We start from the raw sequence: 22489 nt of genomic DNA on the forward strand, positions 1-22489 counted from the left end.
TTTAGTCTTCTCCATAGGACTCAAGTCGTTTATCAAATTCTTCTTCTGTTTCGTTTAAGCGCATTACATGGATTGCCTCTGGATCAAAATCTAAACCTATTTGTTCACCTACATCTGCCTTTTTAAGTGAATGAACTAGCCACTCATTCCCATCCTTATCATAAGTTGAAAGCTCGTAATGTACACCACGGAAAAGTTGTGTATCAACTGTTACAACGAGTTTTCCTTTATCAACACTAGTGATTTCCAAATCTTCTGGTCGAATCACTATATCTACTTTTTCATTTGGCTTCATGCCTTGGTCCACACATTCAAACGTTTTACCGTTAAATTGAACTTGGAAATCATCAATCATTACCCCGTCAACAATATTTGACTCTCCTATAAAATCTGCAACAAAGCGATTGATAGGTTCATCATAAATATCAACGGGAGTTCCTGATTGCTGAATTTCGCCATCATTTATAACAAAAATTTCATCAGACATAGCCAACGCTTCTTCTTGGTCATGTGTAACAAATACAAATGTTTTACCTAAACGTTGTTGAAGCTCTCTTAGTTCATATTGCATTTCGGAGCGTAACTTTAAATCGAGTGCAGATAATGGTTCATCTAATAAAATTATTTCAGGATCGTTGACAATTGCTCGTGCAATTGCAACACGTTGGCGTTGTCCACCAGACATTTCCGAAATTTCACGATTGCCGTAGCCACTTAAGTTTACAAACTTTAGGGCTTCCATTACTCGATTTTGGATATCAGATTCCTTTAGTTTTTTGATGCGTAATCCGAAAGCTACATTTTCAAAAACATTCAAGTGAGGGAATAGAGCGTAATCTTGGAAAACGGTATTCACTTGTCGTTCATTGGCAGGTACGTTATTAATATTCTTGTCGTTAAAATATATAGTTCCGTTTGAAGGCTCTGTAAATCCTGCAATTAAACGAAGGATGGTTGTCTTCCCACAACCAGAAGGTCCTAGCAACGTATAAAATTTGCCTCTTTCAATTTCAAAATTAATATTTTTTAATACTACTGTCCCGTCATCATATGATTTTGAAACATTTTCAAATCGAATGATTGTGTCGTTCATTTTTTTGCCTCCTAACCTATAAATAAGATTCTGTTGCAACTAACAACAACATTGTTTTGCCATTGTTTGCATTAATAATTTGATGTTTTTCTGATGCTTCGTAATAGACTGCATTTCCCTCACTAGCGATATATTGTTCTTCACCTAATACAACTCTTATTTTTCCTTTTAAAACATAAATAAATGTCTCTGATAATGATGGCTCAAATTGTTTATATTCGCCGCCGTTTTGAAGAGTTATTAGAACTGGCTCCATTTCTTTTTCATTTGATGTTGGGATAAGCCATTGTATTTGATATTTTTTATCTTCATCAAAATAAGAAGTTTGGTCTTCTTCGTTATAAACGATTTTCCGTTCACTTAACGAATCATCAAAGAAATCTCTAGGAGTTGTACCTAACACTTCCAAAATAGTGAATAATGTTTCGATTGAAGGAGAATTTAAGTCACGTTCTAGTTGTGATATGTATCCTTTTGTTAAATCTGTTCTTTCCCCTAATTCTTCTTGTGTTAGTCCTTTTTTAATTCGTAATGCTTTAATTTTTGCGCCAATTTGCATAATAAATCTCCTTAAAAGTTTAGTGTTCATAAACTTCCAGTATAAAAGTTTACTTTAACAAAACTTAAAGTTTACAACAACGATATTATTATACTGGAAAAAATACGTAAATCAATACCTATTTTTTTAAGTTTTTATAAATCTTAAAGTTGAATTTCAGATTTACTTTGAATGTAACGATTTGAAAGACTTTAGAATATTTTATATTCGATCGATGCTACATTTTTTATTTCATATTAGGGGGAAATATAAATGAGATTACGCACACCAATGCCTGAATTAGAAGGGGCATCGAAATGGATTAATGGTAAAGTGACACGTTCACAATTAATAGGAGAAAAACCAACTTTAATTCATTTTTGGTCAGTTAGTTGTCATCAATGTAAAGAAGCGATGGCAAATGTTAATAGAATTTGCGAACAGTATAAGGATCAACTAAATGTTGTTGCAGTCCATATGCCTAGATCAGAAGAAGATACGGATATAAAGCAAATTAAAAAGACTGCTGCTAAGTTCAATATTTCTCATCCGGTTTTTGTCGATAATTTTTTGAAATTAACAGATGCATTTAATAATCAATTTGTCCCCGCATATTATGTTTTTGATAAATTTGGAGTATTGCGGCATTATCAATCAGGAAGCAGAGGAACGAAAATGGTGGAAACGAGTATTAATCGATTAATACAAGAAACTTAACAAACTATTAATTGCCATTCGCGCTTTACGCATTCAACGTTTATTTTGGCGAGGGAGCTGTTAATTTACTCTTTATTTTACAGAGAAAACAAAGCGCGAATGGAGCTTTATAAAAATTAGTTATAACATCTATGATTTTTAGCAAATATTAATTATAGTCCATATACTTTACAATCTATTTAAATAACTTTACAAATAATGTGAATATATGGAGGTCAAAGATGAACACTACTAAAAAAGATAGTTGGAACGCAAAATTATATGATGAACGCCATTCATTTGTATCGAAGTATGGCAGCGATGTTATCGAACTATTATCACCACAACCTGGTGAGAGAATCTTAGATTTAGGATGTGGAACAGGGGATATAGCGAAAAAACTATTTGATATCGGTGTTCATGTAATTGGTACAGATAAATCGGAAAATATGATTGAACAGGCAAAAGCAAAATATCCTGAAGTAACATTTTTAGTTAAGGATGCCATATCTCTAGATTACGATAATGTCTTTAATGCAGTATTTTCGAATGCAACATTGCATTGGGTACAGCCTCCTGAAAAAGCGATTGCTGGCATCTATAATAGTCTAATACATGGAGGTAGATTTGTTGCTGAATTTGGTGGGAAAGGCAATGTACAAGTTATTACAAACGAAGTTATAAAACAGATAAAGGCATGTGGAATAGAATATCATGAGGAAAATTATCCTTGGTATTATCCAAGCATAGGAGAATATTCAACTTTAATGGAAAGTGTTGGTTTTCGGGTGGTTTATGCATCACATTTTAATAGACCAACACCATTAGAGGGAGCAGACGGTTTGAAAAATTGGATTAATATGTTTGGAAATTCACTTTTCGATGGGGTAAATCAAGACAGAAAGGATTTTATCATCGCAAATGTCGAAAACGCTCTTAAACCAATTTTATTTAAAGATGGGCGATGGGAAGCGGATTATAAGAGAATAAGGTTTGTTGGAGTCAAGGAATAATAATTAACTATACTATTTGTACAAAGCGGCGCCACTAAGTTAAAATAGGTGAAGCGAGGTCTTGTACGGAGGGGAAACATGAGAAAAGAATTTGTCGTAGTTGGATTAGGACGTTTTGGAGGAAGTATTGTAAAAGAACTGATTAGGCTAGGTGCCGATGTACTGGCAATTGATACTTCTCCTGAGCGAGTTGATGAATATGCTAAAATTGCGACTCAAGCAGTCGTTGCAGATACAACAGATGAGGAAGTAATAAAATCTCTTGGAATTCGTAATTTTGAACATGTAATTATTGCCATCGGTGAAAACATTCAAGCAAGTATTTTAACAACTTTAATTTTAAAAGATTTAGGAGTTCAACAAATTACCGTAAAAGCACAAAATGATTACCATGCTAGAGTGTTAAGAAAAATTGGTGCAGACCATGTAGTTCATCCAGAACGTGATATGGGAATTCGAATTGCTAATAATATGATGTCAAATAATGTACTTGATTACTTAGAGCTTTCTGATGAGCATTCAATTATGGAAATAAAAGCAAATGAACAAATTGCAGGGTTCTCATTAATTGATTTAGATATTCGTGCGAAATATGGAATTAATATCGTTGGCATAAAAAGGGGCGACTCCATCATCATTTCTCCTGCAGCTGATGATAAAATATTGCTTGGTGATATTCTGTTAGTTATTGGTGCAGATGTTGATATTAACCGCTTCTTAAAGAAAACAATGAGTTAAATGTTGTTTCATCAAAACGTAAATTTCCATTATGAAAAATAAATAAGGGTTGTCCAACAGTGAATTCACTAAATGGACAACCCTTATTTTTTATACATTAATATTTTTCGGAATGTTTCGAAAAGTGTCTAGCCCCACTACTCTAATCGCTTAGTAGCATATAACAGAGCTAGCACCTTTTTGTAAAAGGTTTCATGTCTGTATGTGATATAGCAATGTAGTTGAGTGCTTGCCTTTTTATACTTCCATAATAATAGGTAGAATCATTGGGCGACGTTTAGTTTTCTCAAAAAGATATGGTCCTAATACGTCTGTAATTTCATTTTTCAATTCTGTCCACTGAGTAGATTTCGCTTTAATCATTTCATTTAAATGATTATTTAACATTTTTTGTGCTTCACTAATCATTGTACCTGATTCACGCATATAGACGAAGCCGCGGGAAATAATATCTGGACCTGCAACAATTTTTTGCTTTTTCATATCAACACTTACTACTACGATAACTAATCCTTCTTCTGACAGAATTCGTCGATCACGTAGCACGATATTGCCAATATCTCCAATTCCACTTCCGTCAATATAGACATCCCCAGATGGAATGCGACCTGCTACAGCAGCTTTATTTGAACTTAGCGCTAATACATCGCCATTTTCCATGACAAAAGTATTTTCAAGAGGTACATCACAGTCTACAGCTAAACTTGTATGCATTTTTAACATCCGGTATTCACCATGAATCGGCATGAAAAATTTCGGTTTTATTAACCGCAGCATCAATTTTTGTTCTTCTTGAGAGCCGTGGCCGGATGTATGGATGTTATTTAATGAACCGTGAATGACTTCTGCACCTGCGCGGAACAATAAGTTAATAATTTTATTGACACTCATAGTGTTTCCTGGGATTGGTGATGATGAAAATACGACCGTATCACCAGGTTGAATTTGAATTTGTCGATGTGTACCGTTTGCAATTCTGGATAGTGCTGCCATTGGTTCACCTTGGGAGCCTGTACATAAAATTATTACTTCATTTGCAGGCAGTCGATTAATAGTTTGTGCATCGACAAATGTTTCCTTTGGTGCTGTTATATAACCAAGTTCACGACCAATTGAAATTGCATTATCCATTGAACGACCAAAAACGGCAATTTTACGTCCATATTGTGCAGCTGCATCGGTTACTTGCTGTAAGCGATGAATGTTCGACGCAAACGTTGCAAATATAATACGTCCTTCAACTTTACGCAAAATGTCATGAATGCTTTCGCCAACTTTACGTTCTGACATTGTGAAGTTTGGTACTTCAGCATTTGTACTATCAGATAATAGGCATAGTACGCCGTCACGCCCAATTTCAGCCATTTTAGTCAAATTCGCTGGTTCACCAACAGGTGTGAAGTCAAATTTGAAGTCTCCTGTATGAACGATATTACCAGGAGGCGTTTTTACAACAATACCAAAAGCATCAGGAATACTGTGAGTGGTACGGAAGAAACTAACAGATGTTTTTCTAAATTTAATGATGTCATCTTCTTTAATTTCAATAAGTTTTGTTGTACGGAGTAAGCCATGCTCATCTAATTTATTTCGTAATAGCCCAAGAGCGAGTTTGCCTCCATAAACAGGGATATTAACTTGACGTAATAAGTACGGAATGCCACCGATATGATCTTCGTGACCATGTGTTATAAATAATCCCTTAATTTTATCAGCGTTGCGTACTAAGTACGTATAGTCAGGAATGACATAGTCAATCCCCAGTAAATCGTCTTCTGGGAATTTTATTCCAGCATCAATTACTATAATTTCATCCTGGAATTGTACTGCATATGTGTTTTTGCCGATTTCGCCCAGTCCGCCAAGAGCGAAAACGGCAGCTTGATCATTTTTTACAAATTTCATAAATGTTAAGCATTCTCCAAACGGAAGTCCGGGCTGTTTTGTTCATACTCTAAATAATTGCCCTCAAGTAGTTGGATATACTCAATGTTATAATTGCGGTCTTTTAAGTATTCGCGGACTTCTCTCTCCGAAGATGCTTCTAAATAAAGACTTTTTGTATTTTCGCGAACTGGTACTTCATTTGCATTTTCTTGATAATAAACTTTGTAAATCATAATTTCTCTCCTTTTATTACGTACATTATTGTGCAATCATTCATCTTCACAATATTATCGATCATACCTTGGCGAAATGCCGTACAGATTATGAATTTCTGGCTTGTATTAATAAAGCAGACGTTAATCAAATAGTTGTATTCAAAATCTGTGACATCATCCTAAAGGTTTTATCTTCTTTCAGCGAACATTAGTTGAATTGCTGAAACTACACCTTCAATCATTTTACCATCATTTGGAGCAAGAGTCTTGTGCAGAATGAAGATAAGACGAATCAATTAATTATTAAATGATGCATTTCCTTTATATTATCATGCGACTACTTTAAAATAAAGAAAAGCCCTTCAAAATTGAAGGGCTTAAGCGATAGATTTTTTACCGAGGATGCCATTTAATCGTTTCAAAATTTTCTTTTTGAGTCGTTTTAACATGGCACATCACTCCTTAAATTAATTATACTGAAATTCTGTATATATGTAAAGTATTTTTCATTTACATATAAATATGCATGGAAAGGATTTTAAAATGAAGGATATTTTATTTTTTGATGTGGATGGTACACTCTATAATCGTGAAAAAGTAATACCTCAATCTGCAAAGGATGCAATTAAACAAGCGCGACAAAACGGCTATGAAATTGCTATAGCAACAGGTCGAGCACCTTTTATGATTCAAACAGTATTAGATGAATTAGAAATCGATACATATGTAACATTTAACGGACAGTATGTAGTGTATAAAGGCGAAGTAATTTTTACTGACAGTATCCCCAAAAATTACCTTTCCGAAATCATTCAATTTGGCAATGAAAGAAATCATCCGGTTGTATTCATTGATGATAAGAAAATGATTGCATCAATTGAAGGAGACGATTTTATACGTGAGAGCATAAATACATTAAAATATCCATATCCAGAGGCTAACCCTTTATTTTATGAAGATAATGAAGTGTATCAAACGTTAATATTTATGGAAGAAGAAGACGAACAGCTATATAAAGAAGCGTTTCCTGAAGCAAAATTTGTACGATGGCATCGATATTCCTGTGATATTCTTCCAAAAGATGGATCTAAAGCGCGTGGTATAAAAAAATTGCTTGATAAAATGGGGATTCCAATTGAGAATTCAATAGCGTTTGGTGATGGTTTGAATGATATTGAAATGCTGCAAGCGGTGGGAACAGGTGTGGCAATGGGTAATGGCCATGAAACAGTAAAAAAAGTTGCAGATGTTGTAGCAGATCATGTCGATCACGATGGTCTTGCTAAAGTTATGAAAAAGCTGAAAATTATATAATTGAAAAGTTTTTTATAAATTTACCATTCCTGTAATTTTATACATCAGTCTATAATTAATCTATTTTGTTAATAATGAAGGGGACGTCCGAAAGAAGTTTTGGACGTCCCCTTTTCGATTGTCGCTGAAGCTTTCGTCGCAGAAAAAATTGTGACGAGGATGGGTAACCACCTTAGAAGCAAAGCGCTTGTGTCTAAAAGGATTTTTGGACGTCCGTCTTTTATTTTTATTCGCGTTCTAATGGACAGGAATCCGGTATTTCAGCGAATGGGTTTTCCTTATTTATGTGATCGTAAAACATTACACCGTTTAGATGGTCTAATTCATGTTGAAAGGCGATAGCTGGTAATCCTTTTAAACGTAATTTTTTTTCTTCACCATCAATTGTGAAAAATTTTGCTGTTATTCTTGCGTATCGTGGTACGTAACCAGGTACTTGACGATCTACTGAAAGGCAGCCTTCACCTGATGGAATATATGTTTTTTCAACAGAATGGCTAACAATTTTAGGATTAACAGCTACGAAACTTAAGAGTTCACCCTTGTCATCCTCTAGATGCAATGCAAACATTCTTTTTAAAGAATTTACTTGATTGGCAGCTAAACCTATACCAGAACGAAGACCGTATTTTTCAGCTATTTCTGGATCTTGGCTATTAATTAAATACTCCAGCATATCAGAAGCGAGTTTGCGATCCTCTTCAGATAACGGGAATGTAACTTCTTGTGCTCTTGTTCGCAAAGCTGGATGACCCTCGCGAACAATATCTTTCATTAAAATCATATTTAAACTTCCTTTCGAAACTAAATCTACTTATGTATTTAAGTATACATAAAAAGAATCTATTCTCTATTTAAAATATCACACATAATCCATTTTTGCTTATGAAAAAGTTTAGTCGCATTAGTATATGTAGTTTGGCAACAAAAGGGGATGGGTAGATGAAATGTTATACAAATAAAGTAGGGGATATTATTGTTATAATACAGTTTGAATATTACTATATAACAGATGAAAGAAATGGTTTTTTTATTTTTTCGAGAAAAAAAGTGTAATTTAAACAGTATTCTATGATTGACCGATTGGATTTATTTTTATATACTCTATCTAACAAGTTGTTGTACTAATTTTTTTATAAAAATTTTTAATACAGAAATTAAGGAGAGGTGCTATATGGGAGAAAAAATTTCAAAACAATTTGATCCGAAAACTACTTTGCAAGAAATTGAAGATCAATTCCAAATGTTTCAAATTCTAAATGAAGAAGGAAAAATTGTTAATGAGGAAGCAGATCCGAAACTATCTGATGAAGAGTTAGTTGAACTAATGACAAGAATGGTATATACAAGAATTTTAGATCAACGTTCAATTTCGCTTAATCGTCAAGGTAGACTTGGTTTCTATGCACCGACAGCTGGTCAAGAAGCTTCTCAATTAGCTTCACATTTTGCATTAGAAAAAGATGATTGGATTTTACCAGGCTATCGTGATGTACCACAAATTGTTTGGCACGGTCTGCCTTTGTGGAAGGCATTTTTATTCAGCCGTGGACATTTTGTAGGAAATCAAATTCCTGAGGGAGTTAATGTTGTACCTCCGCAAATTATCATTGGTGCTCAATATGTGCAAACTGCTGGAGTTGCGCTAGGTCTAAAAAAACGTGGTTCAAAAACTGTAGCCATCACGTATACAGGTGACGGTGGTTCTTCACAAGGGGACTTCTATGAAGGAATCAACTTTGCAGGAGCTCAAAAATCACCTGCAATCTTTATCGTACAAAATAACCAGTACGCAATTTCAACACCACGTGAAGTGCAAACAGCAGCAAAAACAATTGCTCAAAAAGGTATCGCTGCAGGTATTCCAAGTATTCTAGTAGACGGTATGGATCCATTAGCGGTATATGTTGCAACACGTGATGCAAGACAACGTGCAGTAAATGGAGAAGGTCCATCATTAATCGAAACAATGTGTTACCGTTATGGACCTCATACAATGTCTGGTGATGATCCAACACGTTACCGTACTTCTGATATTGACAATGAGTGGGCAGCTAAAGACCCAATTGTTCGCTTCCGTATTTACTTAGAAGGTAAAGGGTTATGGTCTGAACAAAAAGAAAATGAAGTAATTGAACGTGCAAAAGAAGAAATTAAAGCAGCGATTAAACAAGCTGATGAAACACCAAAACAAAAGGTAACGGACCTTATTTCAAATATGTACGAAGAAATGCCTGTTAATTTACAAGAGCAATATGAAATCTACAAAGAGAAGGAGTCGAAATAACCTATGGCACAAATGACTATGGTTCAAGCAATTACTGATGCGCTTCGTTGTGAACTAAAAAATGATGAAAATGTTTTAGTGTTCGGTGAAGACGTCGGCGTAAACGGTGGGGTTTTCCGTGCTACGGAAGGTCTTCAAAATGAATTTGGTGTAGATCGTGTTTTTGATACACCTCTAGCTGAATCTGGAATTGGTGGTTTAGCAGTAGGTTTATCGCTAACTGGTTTTCGCCCAGTTCCTGAAATTCAATTCTTCGGCTTTGTTTATGAAGTAATGGATTCTATTAGTGGACAATTAGCTCGTTATCGCTACCGTACAGGCAATACTTATAGTATGCCAGTTACAATCCGCTCTCCGTTTGGTGGTGGAGTTCATACGCCAGAAATGCACTCTGATAGTTTAGAAGGTTTAATGGCACAACAACCTGGCTTAAAAGTGGTAATTCCTTCTACTCCATATGATGCGAAAGGTTTATTAATTTCATCTATCCGGGATAATGATCCTGTTGTATTCTTAGAGCATTTAAAACTATATCGCTCAATACGTGAAGAAGTTCCTGAAGAAGCTTATACAATTCCTTTAGGCAAAGCAGATGTAAAACGAGAAGGCAAGGACTTATCGATTTTTGCATATGGCTTAATGGTACATGAAAGCTTAAAAGCAGCAGAAGAATTAGAAAAAGAAGGATATTCGGTAGAAGTGGTAGATTTACGAACAGTTCAACCTCTTGATATCGAAACTATCATTGCTTCTGTTGAAAAAACGAATCGTGCAATTGTTGTTCAAGAAGCACAAAAACAAGCTGGTATTGCAGCAAACGTTGTATCTGAAATTACAGAACGTGCAATTTTAAGTTTGGAAGCACCTGTTTTACGTGTGGCAGCTCCTGATACTGTATATCCATTCCCACAAGCGGAAAACATCTGGTTGCCAAACTATAAGGATATTTTAGAAACAGCGAAAAAAGTTCTAACATTCTAATCATTTGCAAGTACGGAAAGGGTGAAATATATGGCGTTTGAATTCCGCATGCCAGACATTGGAGAAGGTATACATGAAGGCGAAATCGTAAAATGGTTCGTTAAACCGGGCGATAAAATTCAAGAAGATGATGTACTTTGTGAGATTCAAAATGATAAAGCAGTTGTTGAAATGCCTTCACCAGTTGAAGGGACAATTGAGGAAATTGTCGTAGAAGAAGGTTCTGTAGCAGTAGTAGGAGATGTCATCATCCGAATCGATGCTCCTGGTTATGAAAATCTTCAGTTTAAAGGTGATGATCATCACCAAGAAGAACAATCTACTGCAACTACGAGTGCGCAAGTTCAAGCAACAGCTGAAGACGGTAGTCCAGTAGAAAAGGCGCCTGTTCAAGGTGATTCTGAAGCTGCACCTTCGAAAAACGTTGAAATTGTTGAAGCTACATCAACTAAACGCGTAATTGCAATGCCTTCAGTTCGAAAATTTGCAAGAAACCAAGGTGTCGATATTCAGCTTGTTAATGGGACTGGGAAAAATGGACGTATCTTAAAAGAAGATATCGAAAACTTCTTGAAGGGCGACACAGCTACTCCATCTGCTGCATCGATTAATGCCAAAGAGGCAAATGTAACTGAGGCAAAAGCAGAGACTACAGCTGTAAACGTCCCTGTAAATCTTGAAGGAGAATTCCCTGAAACGCGTGAGAAAATGTCAGGAATTCGCAAAGCGATTGCAAAAGCAATGGTACATTCTAAACACACTGCTCCTCATGTTACTTTTATGGATGAAGTGGACGTAACGAATTTAGTAGCACACCGTAAAAAATTCAAGGATATCGCACAAGAGAAAGGTGTTAAATTAACATATCTTCCGTATGTAGTTAAGGCATTAGTTTCTACATTACGTGAATTCCCTGAATTTAATCGTTCATTTGATGACGAAACAAGTGAAATTATTCAAAAACACTATTATAATATAGGAATTGCAGCAGATACTGAAAAAGGTTTGCTCGTTCCTGTAGTAAAACATGCGGATCGCAAATCAATTTTCAACATTTCTGCTGAAATTAATGAATTAGCAACAAAGGCTCGTGATGGAAAATTAACACCTAATGAAATGAAAGGTGCTTCTTGCTCAATTACCAATATTGGTTCAGCTGGAGGTCAATGGTTTACGCCAGTTATAAACCATCCTGAGGTGGCAATTTTAGGAATCGGAAGAATTTCTGAGAAACCAATAATAAAAAATGGTGAAATTGTAGCCGCACCTGTGTTAGCATTATCATTGAGCTTTGATCATCGCATGATCGACGGTGCCACAGCGCAATATGCTTTAAATCATTTAAAACGTTTGCTAAGTGACCCGGAACTTTTATTAATGGAGGCGTAAAAAATGGTAGTTGGAGATTTCGCAATTGAAATTGATACTTTAGTAGTTGGGGCTGGCCCTGGTGGCTATGTTGCGGCAATCCGCGCAGCTCAAACTGGTCAAAAAGTAACAATTGTAGAAAAAGATGTATTAGGTGGCGTTTGCTTAAACGTTGGATGTATTCCTTCAAAAGCATTGATTTCAGTAGGTCACCGTTTTGAGCACGCAAAACATTCAGAAGATATGGGAGTAATTGCTTCTGAAGTAAAGCTTGATTTTGAAAAAGTTCAAGCTTTTAAAAACAGTGTTGTTAATAAATTAACAGGAGGCGTTGAAGGTCTTTTAAAAGGCAACAACGTTCAAATTGTTAAAGGTGAAGCTTACTTCGTAGATGCAAACACAGTACGTGTTATTGACGGAGATTCAGCTCAAACATATACATTTAAAAATGCTATTTTAGCAACAGGTTCTCGTCCTGTTGAAATTCCAACATTCAAATTCTCAAACCGTGTACTTAACTCAACTGGTGCTCTTAACTTAAAAGAATTACCAGGAAAGTTAGTTGTAATTGGCGGCGGTTATATCGGTACCGAATTAGGTTCTGCATTCGCTAACTTTGGATCTGAAGTAACGATTATCGAAGGCGGCAAAGATATTTTAGCTGGTTTCGAAAAACAAATGACGCAAATCGTGAAAAAAGGCCTTAAGAAAAAAGGTGTTACTATCGAAGTAAACGCATCTGCTAAAGGTGTTGAAGAAAGCGATACAGGCGTAGTTGTTACGTATGAAGTTGGTGGAGAAGAGAAAAAAGTTGAAGCTGACTATGTATTAGTAACTGTAGGTCGTCGTCCAAACACTGATGAGCTTGGCCTAGAACAAATTGGTGTTGAGTTTGAAGAACGCGGTTTATTAAAAGTTGATAAACAATGCCGCACAAGCATTCCAAATATTTATGCAATTGGTGATATCGTAGGTGGACCACAACTTGCACATAAAGCTTCTTACGAAGGTAAAGTTGCTGCCGAAGCTATCGCTGGAGAAAAATCTGTCGTTGACTATTTAGCAATTCCAGCTGTATGTTTCACAGATCCAGAAATGGCAACTGTAGGATACAGTGAAGAACAAGCAAAAGCTGAAGGTTTAGAAGTTAGCGTTGCTAAATTCCCATTTGCAGCTAATGGTCGTGCTCTTGCATTAAACCAAACTGAAGGCTTTGTTAAACTAGTTGCTCGCAAAGAAGATGGCTTATTAGTAGGTGCACAAATCGTTGGTACAGGTGCTTCTGATATGATTTCTGAATTATGTTTAGCAATCGAAGGCGGTATGACTGCAGAGGATGTTTCTTTAACAATTCACCCTCACCCAACATTAGGTGAAATTACAATGGAAACTGCTGAAGTATTACTAGGCAACCCAATCCATATTATTTCAAAATAATAAAAGATGCTGCTCTAACTTAGGTTAAGAAAGCCAGAGTGTAGATAAAGTCAGAAATGCCTTTGTCTACACTCTTTTTTTATTGTATGATTTAGTGCTTCATTAATTCTAAAAATGAACGGATTTTCGTTTATTAAATTAATACTTCTTTAAGTAAATTTATTAAGAAATCTACATTATTGATAAAATATTTATTATAATATTAAGAAAATTAGTACGTTTTGTTGGGGGATTTGATGAGACTACATTCGATGCAGTCGAAAATGTTTATTTATAATATATTAATTATTTTAATAATTACAATAGCAACAGGAATATCATTTTATTTTATATTATCCAGTGCAATAAAGGATGAAATTGGATTAAAGGCACTGCAAATTGCCGAAACAACAGCAAATCGTCCTGATATTATTGAGGGATTTTATGCTGACAATCCTTCAGATGTACTACAGCCAATTGCTGAAGAGATACGTATTGAAACGGATTCTGAATACGTAGTAATTGGCGATGAGAATGGGATACGTTATGCTCACCCTGTAGAAGAGCGAATTGGACAGGCTATGGTAGGAGATGATAATGAAGGTGCTTTAATAAGAGGAATATCATATATATCTGAAGCTACCGGAACTCTTGGACCAGCGATTAGGGGAAAAGCCCCAGTATTCGGCTATGATGGACAAATAATTGGTGTAGTGTCTGTTGGGTATTTAAAGACAGATGTAAATACAATCTTTTTAAAATATTTAGATAATATTGTCTTAATTGTAATTTTTGGTATAATCATAGGAATTATCTTTTCTAGTCTACTATCAACACGAATAAAAAAAGAGCTTTTAAATTATGAGCCGATAGAAATTGCTGAATTGTTAAAACAACAAAATGCACTGATAGAATCTGTCCGAGAAGGAATTATTATGGTCGATCAAGATGGGGTTATTACGGTAGCAAATTCAGCGGTATATAAAACGCTTTCGCTTAACGAAGATGCTCAATTAATTGGGAGAGACATTCGAGAGGTAATACCAAATTCTCATATGTTTGAGGTATTGTCTACTGGGGAACGTCATCTAGACCGTCCAATGGAAATTGGCGGTCAAAAAACAATTGTTAACAGAATTCCTATTATGAATGGAGAAAAAGTGGTTGGGGCAGTTTCGAGTTTTCGTCTGCAATCTGAAATTGATCGATTGGCATTAGAACTATCACAAGTAAAGAAATATTCGGAAGCATTACGCGCTCAAACACATGAATATAATAATTTTTTATATACATTATCAGGGTTAATACAATTAAAAGATTATGATGAGGCTCTTGACTTAATACATACGGAACGAGAAGAGCAAGGCAGTTTAATTCATTTTATTTCAGAACACTTAAAAGACCCACTAATTAGCGGTATATTAATTGGATTTTTTAATAGAGCGAAAGAGTTAAAAGTTAAATTAATAATAGATGAAGACAGTAGACTTGAACGTTTACCAAAAAACATTCAAAAGCATCTTTTCGTTTCAATTTTAGGCAACTTAGTTACGAATGCATTTGAAGCAGTTGAACATCTTCAAGAGCAGGACCGAATTGTACGGATATTAATTTTAGACAATGGAAAAGAGCTTTTAATTGAAGTTGAAGATAGTGGTGCAGGCATCGGGGATGAAATTAAGGAATCACTTTTCCAAACAAGAATTACTACTAAAAGTAAAACTGTTGAGCAACATGGGTTTGGATTATTAAAAGTAAAAGAAAACGTGAAAGAACTTGGTGGAGAAATCTATACAGAAAATGGTGATTTAGGGGGAGCACTATTTATCATCGTGATTTCAAAAAGGGGGATTAATCATGACTGATGTTATAGAAGTTTTAATTGTTGAGGATGATAAAAGAATTGCAAAAATTCATCAAAAATTTATTGAGAAAATAGAGGGGTTTAAAAATATTGGAGTTGCATTTAATGCAGAAGAAGCATACGAATGGATTGATTCATTTAAGCCGCACTTAATTTTATTAGATGTTTACTTTCCAGATAAATTAGGGACAGAAGTGTTGGAATATATAAAAACTAATAGCCCTAATTCAGATATAATTTTTATTACTGCTGCATCAGAAACAGAAATATTAAAGAAAGCATTTCGTGGTGGTGTTATTGATTATTTATTGAAACCACTTACATTTGAAAGGTTTAAGGAAAGCTTAGAAACATACCGTTCGAAAAGAAAACTTCTAGAAAAAAGTACTCATCTTGAAGAGCATGAAATTAAAGAAATTTGGGCTTCCTCAAAAGAGATGCTAATGAATGAATTTACACCAAAAGGGATTGACGCTATTACAAGAAGCAAGGTTTATGATTATTTAATAAATTATCCTGAAGGAACAACAGCTGAAGCATTGGGCAAAGACTTGGGGATGAGCCGATCAACTGCAAGAAGATACTTAGAACACTTAGTTTCTGAAAATAAAGTATATACAGATTTAATATATGGAACAGTTGGAAGACCTGAAAGAAGATATATCCTTTCAAAGTCGTAATGTGTAAAACGAAAAGGCGTCTTTATTTTTCTCTTTCTACAACTTCAATTTGTATATTAGTTGATAAAAATCTGCTCATTTTGAATGGGCGGATTTTTTCTTTATAAACATTCATAAAAACAACCTCTCAATAACTTCATTCCTTTTCCTTCATGATTCAAACTCTTGGTGGTTATTTTATCGTGTTATATCATTGCAGTGTTTTAAAGAATCGTGAACAAAATGAACAAAATGCAAATTAATAGAAATAATACCTTTTATTTTACTTTTATTGTATTTAGTATGCGCTTTCATTAACTTATTGTTATACATCAGTATTTAAAACACGGTGTATAGCAAAGGGGGAGTCTTATGAAGAAGAAATTATTAATCCTTGGTATGACGGTGATGCTGTCCATAATGTTGGCAGCATGTAATAGTAATACGTCAGAAACTGGTGCCAGTGGAGAAAGCTCATCAAATTATCCAGAAAGCAATATTATAATCGTTGCACCATCTGGAGCAGGTGGTGGATGGGATTTAACAGCCCGTTCTGTTGCAAAAATTATGTCAGAAACAGGTTTAGTTGAGAAAGCGATTACAGTTGAAAATCGTGCTGGCGGCGGTGGTGCTGTATTTATGGCTGAATACGCTACTAAAGAAGCAGATAATGATTATATGTTAATGGCAAAATCACCACCAATTCTTATTAATAATTTAAAAGCAGAGGGTAATAGCCCATATGGTTATAAAGATACTAAGCCACTTGCACAATTAACTCGAGATTACGGTGCTATTGTAGTGAAAGCGGATTCACCATATAACAACTTAACTGAACTTTTAGATGCAATAAAAGCAGATCCAAGCTCATTGACATTGGCAGGAGGATCAGCTCCTGGTTCAATGGATCATTTAGTTGGTGTATTACCAGCTTATGCATTTGGCATTGATCCAAAACAAGTGAAGTATGTGTCATATGACGGTGGCGGTGAGGCAATTGCAGCTTTATTAGGAGGCAATGCAGACGTAATTGCTACAGATGCATCAGCCATTGGTGAGTACGTTAAATCAGGCGATGTAAAAGTTTTGGCGGTAAGTTCTACTGAACGTCTAACAGGAGCTTTAGAAGATGTTCCTACGTTCAAAGAACTTGGTCTTGATGCAGAGTTCACTATTTGGCGCGGCCTATTTGGACCGAAAAATATGTCTGATGAAGCGTTTGAATATTGGACAACAAAATTGTCTGAAATGGCAGAAACAGATGAATGGAAAGCAGAACTTGAGCGAAACGGCTGGCAGCATGAATACCGTAATGCTGAAGAGTTTACTGCATTTTTAGAAGAACAGGAAGCAGTTATAAGTGAATTATTAAAAGCTCTTGATATGCACAAATAATGCCGGGAAAAGGGCAACGTGATAAAGTTGCCCTTTTTAACTGATGGAGGTGTACAAACGGATGATAAAATCTTTCGATAAAATATCAGGCATTATATTTCTATTAATTAGCATTTTGTTTATTTCCGAGAGCTTGAAAATTTCAGGAAGTGCATACGGATCAGTTGTTGGACCGAAGATTTATCCTTTAATTTTAGGGATTGTGTTAGGAATTTTAAGTTTACGTTTATTATATGAAGCATTTAAGCAAGCCTCTGACAAAAAAGAAACAATGAAATTGGATTATAAGAAATTTGCTATCATCTTTATTTCTGCAATTGTCTATGTTCTTTTACTAGAAATAATAGGCTATGTTATATCAACATTTATCTTTTTAGTAGTCGCATTCCAAGTTATGGAAAAGGGGAGAGTTATCCAAACGTTAATTATTTCAGCTATTTTCTCCTACGGTGTATATGCAATGTACGTCAATTTACTTGGAGGAGCTTTACCGAGATTTTCTTTATTTTAAACTGAGGGGGTGTCTAATAAATGGATACAATTAAATTTTTATTAGATGGCTTTACTGTTGCACTACAATGGCATAATCTTTTGTTTGCTTTAGTAGGTGTAATCATTGGAACAGCCGTTGGAGTACTGCCTGGAATTGGGCCGATGAGTGGGGTGGCATTACTGATTCCAGTTACAGCAACTTTAACATCTGGTATGCCGACTGATGCTGCTGCTGCTAGCTCTATCATTCTATTGGCTGGTGTATACTATGGAGCTATGTACGGCGGTTCTACTACTTCGATTTTATTAAACACTCCTGGAGAATCCTCTTCAGTTGTAACAGCGTTAGATGGTTACCAAATGGCTCAGCAAGGCCGAGCTGGAGCTGCTCTATCGATAGCAGCGATTGGTTCGTTTATAGCGGGGATTGTTTCGTTAATTGGTCTAGTTTTATTAGCTGAACCTTTGTCAAATATTGCGTTAGAATTCGGTCCTGCAGAATATTTTTCTTTAATGCTTCTTGGACTGGCTGCTGTAAGTGGTCTTGCAGGAAAGTCTGTAACAAAGGCATTAATTATGACTGTTTTCGGTTTAATGCTTGGAACTATAGGAATTGATGCGGTATCGGGTATTGCTCGCTTTACATATGACCTGCCAGTATTATATGGTGGTTTAGAATTTTTAACAATAGCGGTTGGATTATTTGCATTAGGGGAGGTTTTCAAAACTATTTTGGAAAATGATACAGATGCAGAGCCAATTGCGAAGATTAAACGCATATTACCAACAAAGCAAGATTTAAAGGATAGTGCAAAACCGATTACCCGTGGTTCACTCTTAGGATTTTTTATTGGTGTATTACCGGGAGCAGGGGCTACATTAGCGTCATTTTTCTCTTATATTACAGAAAAAAAGTTTAGTAAAAACCCAGATTCATTTGGAAAAGGGAATATAGCAGGTGTTGCTGGTCCAGAATCTGCAAATAATGCTGCTTCAGGTGGTGCTATGATTCCGCTTTTAACTTTAGGAATCCCTGGATCTGGAACGACTGCTATTTTGATGGGAGCTCTCATCATGTACAACGTTCAGCCAGGTCCTTTATTATTCGACGATCATCCTGAAATTGCATGGGGACTAATTGCAAGTATGTTTATTGGAAATTTAGTTTTATTAATTTTAAACATGCCATTAGTTAAAGTATTTGCAAAAATTATTCAAACACCTAAAAAGTATTTATTGCCAATCATTATTGCAATTTCATTTTTTGGTGTCTATGCTGTTCAATACACTACATTTGATTTGTATTTGTTGCTGGCATGTGGTTTATTCGGTTACTTATTATCAAAAAATGATTATCCCGTAGCACCTTTAGTTTTAGCATTGGTTTTAGGTCCTATGATTGAAAATAATATGCGTCGTGCATTAACGATTTCAAATGGTGATTGGAGCATTTTCGTGACAAAGCCATTATCATTAGTATTTTTAATTATTGCTATAGCTTGGGTATTAATTCCAGTTATTCTAAAGTTTATGGGCAGAAAAGTAATTGTCAATGAGGAGGAATAATGTTTTTTGAAGATTGGATAAATTAGAAAGTGAAAACTACTTAGTAAAAAAATAAATTACTAAGTAGTTTTTTTATATAATTTTTCACTAAGAAATATAGACAGCTATTTGTCATAGGCGTACAATAGCGTTTATTAAGGAGGTGAGATAGCAAAGATTAGATCTTTGCTTAACTATATGAGAATCATCCGTATTATTGCTCAAATAGGTATTTTATACTTCTTTTATTATGTAGGAGTTTTCTTAGTCGATCTAACACATTTACCACTGCCTGCGAGCATTGTTGGACTGCTTTTATTAGTAGGATGTCTACAAATGAAATGGATTAAAATAGAGTACATTCGAGATGGAGCGGGACTTTTACTTGGCTCAATGACATTATTTTTTATACCGGCAATGCTTGGAATAATAGATTACCCAGAGCTTTTATCTATCAATGGGCTAATTTTAATAGTGTCTGTCATTGTAAGTACATTAATGACAATTTATTTTGCAGGAATTATAAGTCAAAAGATAGAGCAAAAGGAATTGAAAATGAAAGAAAAAAAAGAGGGGAAGGAGGGGAAAATCATTGAAAGCAGTCATCTACATCATTAGTACTGTCGTTTTGTTTATATTAATGAGTAAATTACATAAAAAATATAGCTATTCCTTTTTATTGCCAATTGTAACCACAACAATTGTTTTAATTATTGCATTGCTTTTATTAAATATACCCTATGATGACTATATGGAGGGTGGAAAATGGCTGCAGCATTTACTGGGTCCAGCAGTTGTTGGTCTTGCTTACCCTTTGTATAATCAACGAAAATTAATTATGAAGTATAAATATACCATTATACTCGGTATTTTTGTTGCTATGTTAAGTGGACTAGTAACAATTTTTGCTATGCTGAAAATTTTTAAAATAAAAGATTCTTTTATTTTGACTGCATTGCCAAAATCAATTACAACACCAGTAGCAATGCAAGTTAGTGAAACGATAAGCGGCATACCATCGTTGACTGCGGTGCTTGTAATGATTGCTGGTTTCGTTGGTGCACTCTTTGGACCTTTAGTTTTTAAAGTAGGCAAGATAAAGTCGCCAATTAGCCGAGGTATTTCGATGGGAAGTGCAAGTCACGGTGTCGGAATTTCGAAACTAAAAGATTTCGGTGAAAAAGATTTGTCGATTGGTTCTCTTTCAATGGGAGTAAGCGCAGTTATGGGAGCAATTCTTTGCCCGTTATTTGTCTATCTATTTTTCTAAAGGAATAATAGTTTTGTCTTAGTAAATTTAAAATAGTTTTGATAACGATATAAAAATCTGCTACTTCTAATTAATAGATTTTAAAACTTAAGCAATATCTACTGATTAAGATGAAGAGGAGAAGTACCTACTCCTGTTGCTGATACCTTCTCTTAAAGAATTGGAATGGAACACAACAACCAAGAAACAAAAAAGTACAATTCAGATCACTCTGAATTGTACTTTTTAAAATCACTTAAAAAATTGGTTTGCGTTCTTTAATTACTCGAACAGTTTTTAATGAACGATCTTCAGGTCCTTGGACAGGTAATCCTGCATCAATGTTCATTTTAATATATTCTATATTATCTTCAGTTATTATTTCCCCGGGAATAAAAATTGGGATACCTGGTGGGTAAACCATAATGAATTCTGCACAAATATAACCAGCAGATTCTTCAAATGGAATAATTTCAGTACTTGCATAGAACGCATCTCTAGGAGACATCGCAAGAGCTGGAATATCAGGAATATTAACATTTGTTTCTTTTACAAATGCCTCAGATTCAAATGCTTGAGACATTCTTTGCAACGCGTTTACTAGTAAATTAATTTCTTTCTTTGTATCCCCTAATGTAACAAGGCATAGGATGTTGTATAGGTCAGATAACTCGACTTCGATATTAGCATTATGTCGCAGCCACTCCTCAGCCTCATGACCAGTAATTCCTAAATCTTTTACACTTATAAGAATTTTTGTAGGATCCATATCATAAGTTGCAGATGAGTGCAGTTTTTCTCTTCCAGCAACTTTTAAATGTGGAATTTTATTAATTCTTTTTCTTGCATCCTTAGCAAGTCGAATTGCATTATCTATTAAATCATATCCATGAACTGCTAGTTGACGTCTTGCCGTGTCTAATGAAGCTAAAAGTGGATATGATGTTGAAGTTGTCGTTAACATTGATAAAACAGATTGAGCTCTGTTTACTGAAACTAAACCTTCCCGAACATTTAAAACAGAGCTTCCCGTCATTGAACCGCCGAGTTTATGGACACTCGTTGCAGCCATGTCTGCTCCTGCCTCCATTGCTGAAATAGGCATCTCATCATGAAATTTAATGTGAACTCCATGGGCTTCATCAACAATAACAGGGATATTGTGGGCATGAACTATATCGACAATTCGCTTTAAGTCTGCTGCAAAACCAAAATAAGTTGGATTTATAACAAGCATTGCTTTTGCATCTGGATATGTTTTTAATGCTTTTTCAACAGATTCTGCTGAAATTCCATGTGCAATTCCATATTCTTCATCAACCTCTGGGTGAATAAAGATTGGAATAGCACCAGCTAAAACGATTGCAGACATAGTCGATTTATGAACATTCCGTGGTACCAATATTTTATCACCTGGACCGACGACCGTTAAAATCATCGCCATGATCGCACCACTAGTACCTTGAACGGAAAAAAATGTATGGTCAGCACCAAAAGCTTCAGCTGCTAATCTTTGTGCTTCTTTAATTGCGCCTTTTGGTGAATGTAAATCATCTAGTGGAGCAATATTAATTAAATCAATTGATAAAACGTTGTCGCCGACGAACTCACGAAATGCTGGATCCATACCTTGTCCTTTTTTATGACCGGGAATATGGAACTGAACTGGATGTCTATTTCGGTGTTTAAGTAATACGTCGAACAATGGAGTCTCTAATTGTGACAACGCAGGTACCACC

General features: G+C 35.2%; 21 protein-coding genes. 15 read left to right on the forward strand and 6 right to left on the reverse strand.

Annotation, left to right across the window (positions count from 1 at the left end):
* Window position 1: 1 nt before the first annotated feature.
* Both MKY04_RS06085 and MKY04_RS06090 read right to left on the reverse strand, forming a co-directional pair.
* A complete protein-coding gene (locus tag MKY04_RS06085) occupies window positions 2–1093 on the reverse strand; it encodes an ABC transporter ATP-binding protein (RefSeq protein WP_126296284.1) in 1092 nt (363 codons plus the stop codon).
* A gap of 16 nt (window positions 1094–1109) precedes the next feature.
* Entirely contained in the window at window positions 1110–1652 is a 543-nt protein-coding gene (locus MKY04_RS06090) for an XRE family transcriptional regulator (RefSeq protein WP_346235522.1), read from the reverse strand.
* A 252-nt stretch (window positions 1653–1904) separates the two neighbouring features.
* Between MKY04_RS06090 and MKY04_RS06095 the strand changes: the two genes are divergently transcribed.
* From MKY04_RS06095 to MKY04_RS06105, 3 genes are all read left to right on the forward strand, one after another.
* Entirely contained in the window at window positions 1905–2348 is a 444-nt protein-coding gene (locus MKY04_RS06095; protein WP_126296286.1) for a redoxin domain-containing protein, read from the forward strand.
* A 221-nt stretch (window positions 2349–2569) separates the two neighbouring features.
* On the forward strand, window positions 2570–3340 hold the full coding sequence (locus MKY04_RS06100) for a class I SAM-dependent methyltransferase (protein WP_346235523.1): 771 nt from the start codon (window positions 2570–2572) through the stop codon (window positions 3338–3340).
* A gap of 78 nt (window positions 3341–3418) precedes the next feature.
* The gene (locus MKY04_RS06105) at window positions 3419–4078 is read left to right on the forward strand and encodes a potassium channel family protein (RefSeq protein ID WP_126296288.1); all 660 of its coding nucleotides are present in this window, start codon (window positions 3419–3421) and stop codon (window positions 4076–4078) included.
* Between the two features lie 237 nt (window positions 4079–4315).
* On the opposite strand, the gene rnjA is transcribed toward MKY04_RS06105, so the two are convergent.
* Both rnjA and MKY04_RS06115 read right to left on the reverse strand, forming a co-directional pair.
* Window positions 4316–5983, reverse strand: a complete 1668-nt coding sequence (rnjA, locus tag MKY04_RS06110; RefSeq protein ID WP_126296371.1) for a ribonuclease J1 — start codon at window positions 5981–5983, stop codon at window positions 4316–4318.
* A 5-nt stretch (window positions 5984–5988) separates the two neighbouring features.
* Window positions 5989–6198 carry a DNA-dependent RNA polymerase subunit epsilon gene (locus MKY04_RS06115; RefSeq protein ID WP_126296370.1) on the reverse strand — a complete coding sequence of 70 codons (210 nt, stop codon included), beginning with the start codon at window positions 6196–6198 and terminating at the stop codon, window positions 5989–5991.
* A gap of 525 nt (window positions 6199–6723) precedes the next feature.
* Here MKY04_RS06115 and MKY04_RS06120 point away from each other — a divergent pair.
* Window positions 6724–7494, forward strand: a complete 771-nt coding sequence (locus MKY04_RS06120) for a Cof-type HAD-IIB family hydrolase (RefSeq protein WP_346235524.1) — start codon at window positions 6724–6726, stop codon at window positions 7492–7494.
* Window positions 7495–7720: 226 nt separating this feature from the next.
* On the opposite strand, the gene def is transcribed toward MKY04_RS06120, so the two are convergent.
* A complete protein-coding gene (gene def / locus MKY04_RS06125) occupies window positions 7721–8278 on the reverse strand; it encodes a peptide deformylase (protein WP_126292932.1) in 558 nt (185 codons plus the stop codon).
* Window positions 8279–8668: 390 nt separating this feature from the next.
* Here def and pdhA point away from each other — a divergent pair, with 390 nt between their 5' ends.
* The 11 genes from pdhA to MKY04_RS06180 all read left to right on the forward strand — a co-directional run bounded on the left by pdhA (window position 8669) and on the right by MKY04_RS06180 (window position 20771).
* A complete protein-coding gene (gene pdhA / locus MKY04_RS06130) occupies window positions 8669–9781 on the forward strand; it encodes a pyruvate dehydrogenase (acetyl-transferring) E1 component subunit alpha (protein ID WP_346235525.1) in 1113 nt (370 codons plus the stop codon).
* 3 nt (window positions 9782–9784) lie between these two features.
* Complete coding sequence (locus MKY04_RS06135; RefSeq protein WP_126292930.1) at window positions 9785–10762, forward strand: alpha-ketoacid dehydrogenase subunit beta; 978 nt, start codon at window positions 9785–9787, stop codon at window positions 10760–10762.
* A 30-nt stretch (window positions 10763–10792) separates the two neighbouring features.
* On the forward strand, window positions 10793–12151 hold the full coding sequence (locus tag MKY04_RS06140; RefSeq protein WP_126292929.1) for a dihydrolipoamide acetyltransferase family protein: 1359 nt from the start codon (window positions 10793–10795) through the stop codon (window positions 12149–12151).
* Window positions 12152–12154: 3 nt separating this feature from the next.
* Window positions 12155–13567 carry a dihydrolipoyl dehydrogenase gene (gene lpdA / locus MKY04_RS06145; RefSeq protein WP_126292928.1) on the forward strand — a complete coding sequence of 471 codons (1413 nt, stop codon included), beginning with the start codon at window positions 12155–12157 and terminating at the stop codon, window positions 13565–13567.
* 236 nt (window positions 13568–13803) lie between these two features.
* Entirely contained in the window at window positions 13804–15411 is a 1608-nt protein-coding gene (locus MKY04_RS06150) for an ATP-binding protein (RefSeq protein ID WP_126292927.1), read from the forward strand.
* Window positions 15404–16090 (forward strand): response regulator, encoded by a 687-nt coding sequence (locus tag MKY04_RS06155; protein WP_346235526.1) that lies wholly within the window; start codon window positions 15404–15406, stop codon window positions 16088–16090. Before MKY04_RS06150 ends, MKY04_RS06155 begins: the two co-directional genes overlap by 8 nt.
* A gap of 351 nt (window positions 16091–16441) precedes the next feature.
* On the forward strand, window positions 16442–17464 hold the full coding sequence (locus MKY04_RS06160) for a tripartite tricarboxylate transporter substrate binding protein (protein WP_346235527.1): 1023 nt from the start codon (window positions 16442–16444) through the stop codon (window positions 17462–17464).
* A gap of 61 nt (window positions 17465–17525) precedes the next feature.
* Window positions 17526–17975 (forward strand): tripartite tricarboxylate transporter TctB family protein, encoded by a 450-nt coding sequence (locus MKY04_RS06165; protein ID WP_126292924.1) that lies wholly within the window; start codon window positions 17526–17528, stop codon window positions 17973–17975.
* Between the two features lie 20 nt (window positions 17976–17995).
* Window positions 17996–19522, forward strand: coding sequence for a tripartite tricarboxylate transporter permease (locus MKY04_RS06170; RefSeq protein WP_126292923.1), 1527 nt, complete (start codon window positions 17996–17998; stop codon window positions 19520–19522).
* A 165-nt stretch (window positions 19523–19687) separates the two neighbouring features.
* Window positions 19688–20119, forward strand: coding sequence for a CidA/LrgA family protein (locus MKY04_RS06175; RefSeq protein ID WP_346235528.1), 432 nt, complete (start codon window positions 19688–19690; stop codon window positions 20117–20119).
* Complete coding sequence (locus MKY04_RS06180) at window positions 20094–20771, forward strand: LrgB family protein (RefSeq protein WP_126292921.1); 678 nt, start codon at window positions 20094–20096, stop codon at window positions 20769–20771. Before MKY04_RS06175 ends, MKY04_RS06180 begins: the two co-directional genes overlap by 26 nt.
* A 235-nt stretch (window positions 20772–21006) precedes the next feature.
* Here MKY04_RS06180 and MKY04_RS06185 read toward each other — a convergent pair whose 3' ends face one another.
* On the reverse strand, window positions 21007–22476 hold the full coding sequence (locus tag MKY04_RS06185; protein ID WP_346235529.1) for an aminotransferase class I/II-fold pyridoxal phosphate-dependent enzyme: 1470 nt from the start codon (window positions 22474–22476) through the stop codon (window positions 21007–21009).
* Between the last annotated feature and the right edge of the window lie 13 nt (window positions 22477–22489).

Source organism: Lysinibacillus telephonicus (assembly GCF_039654155.1).
Lineage (GTDB): Bacteria > Bacillota > Bacilli > Bacillales_A > Planococcaceae > Ureibacillus > Ureibacillus telephonicus.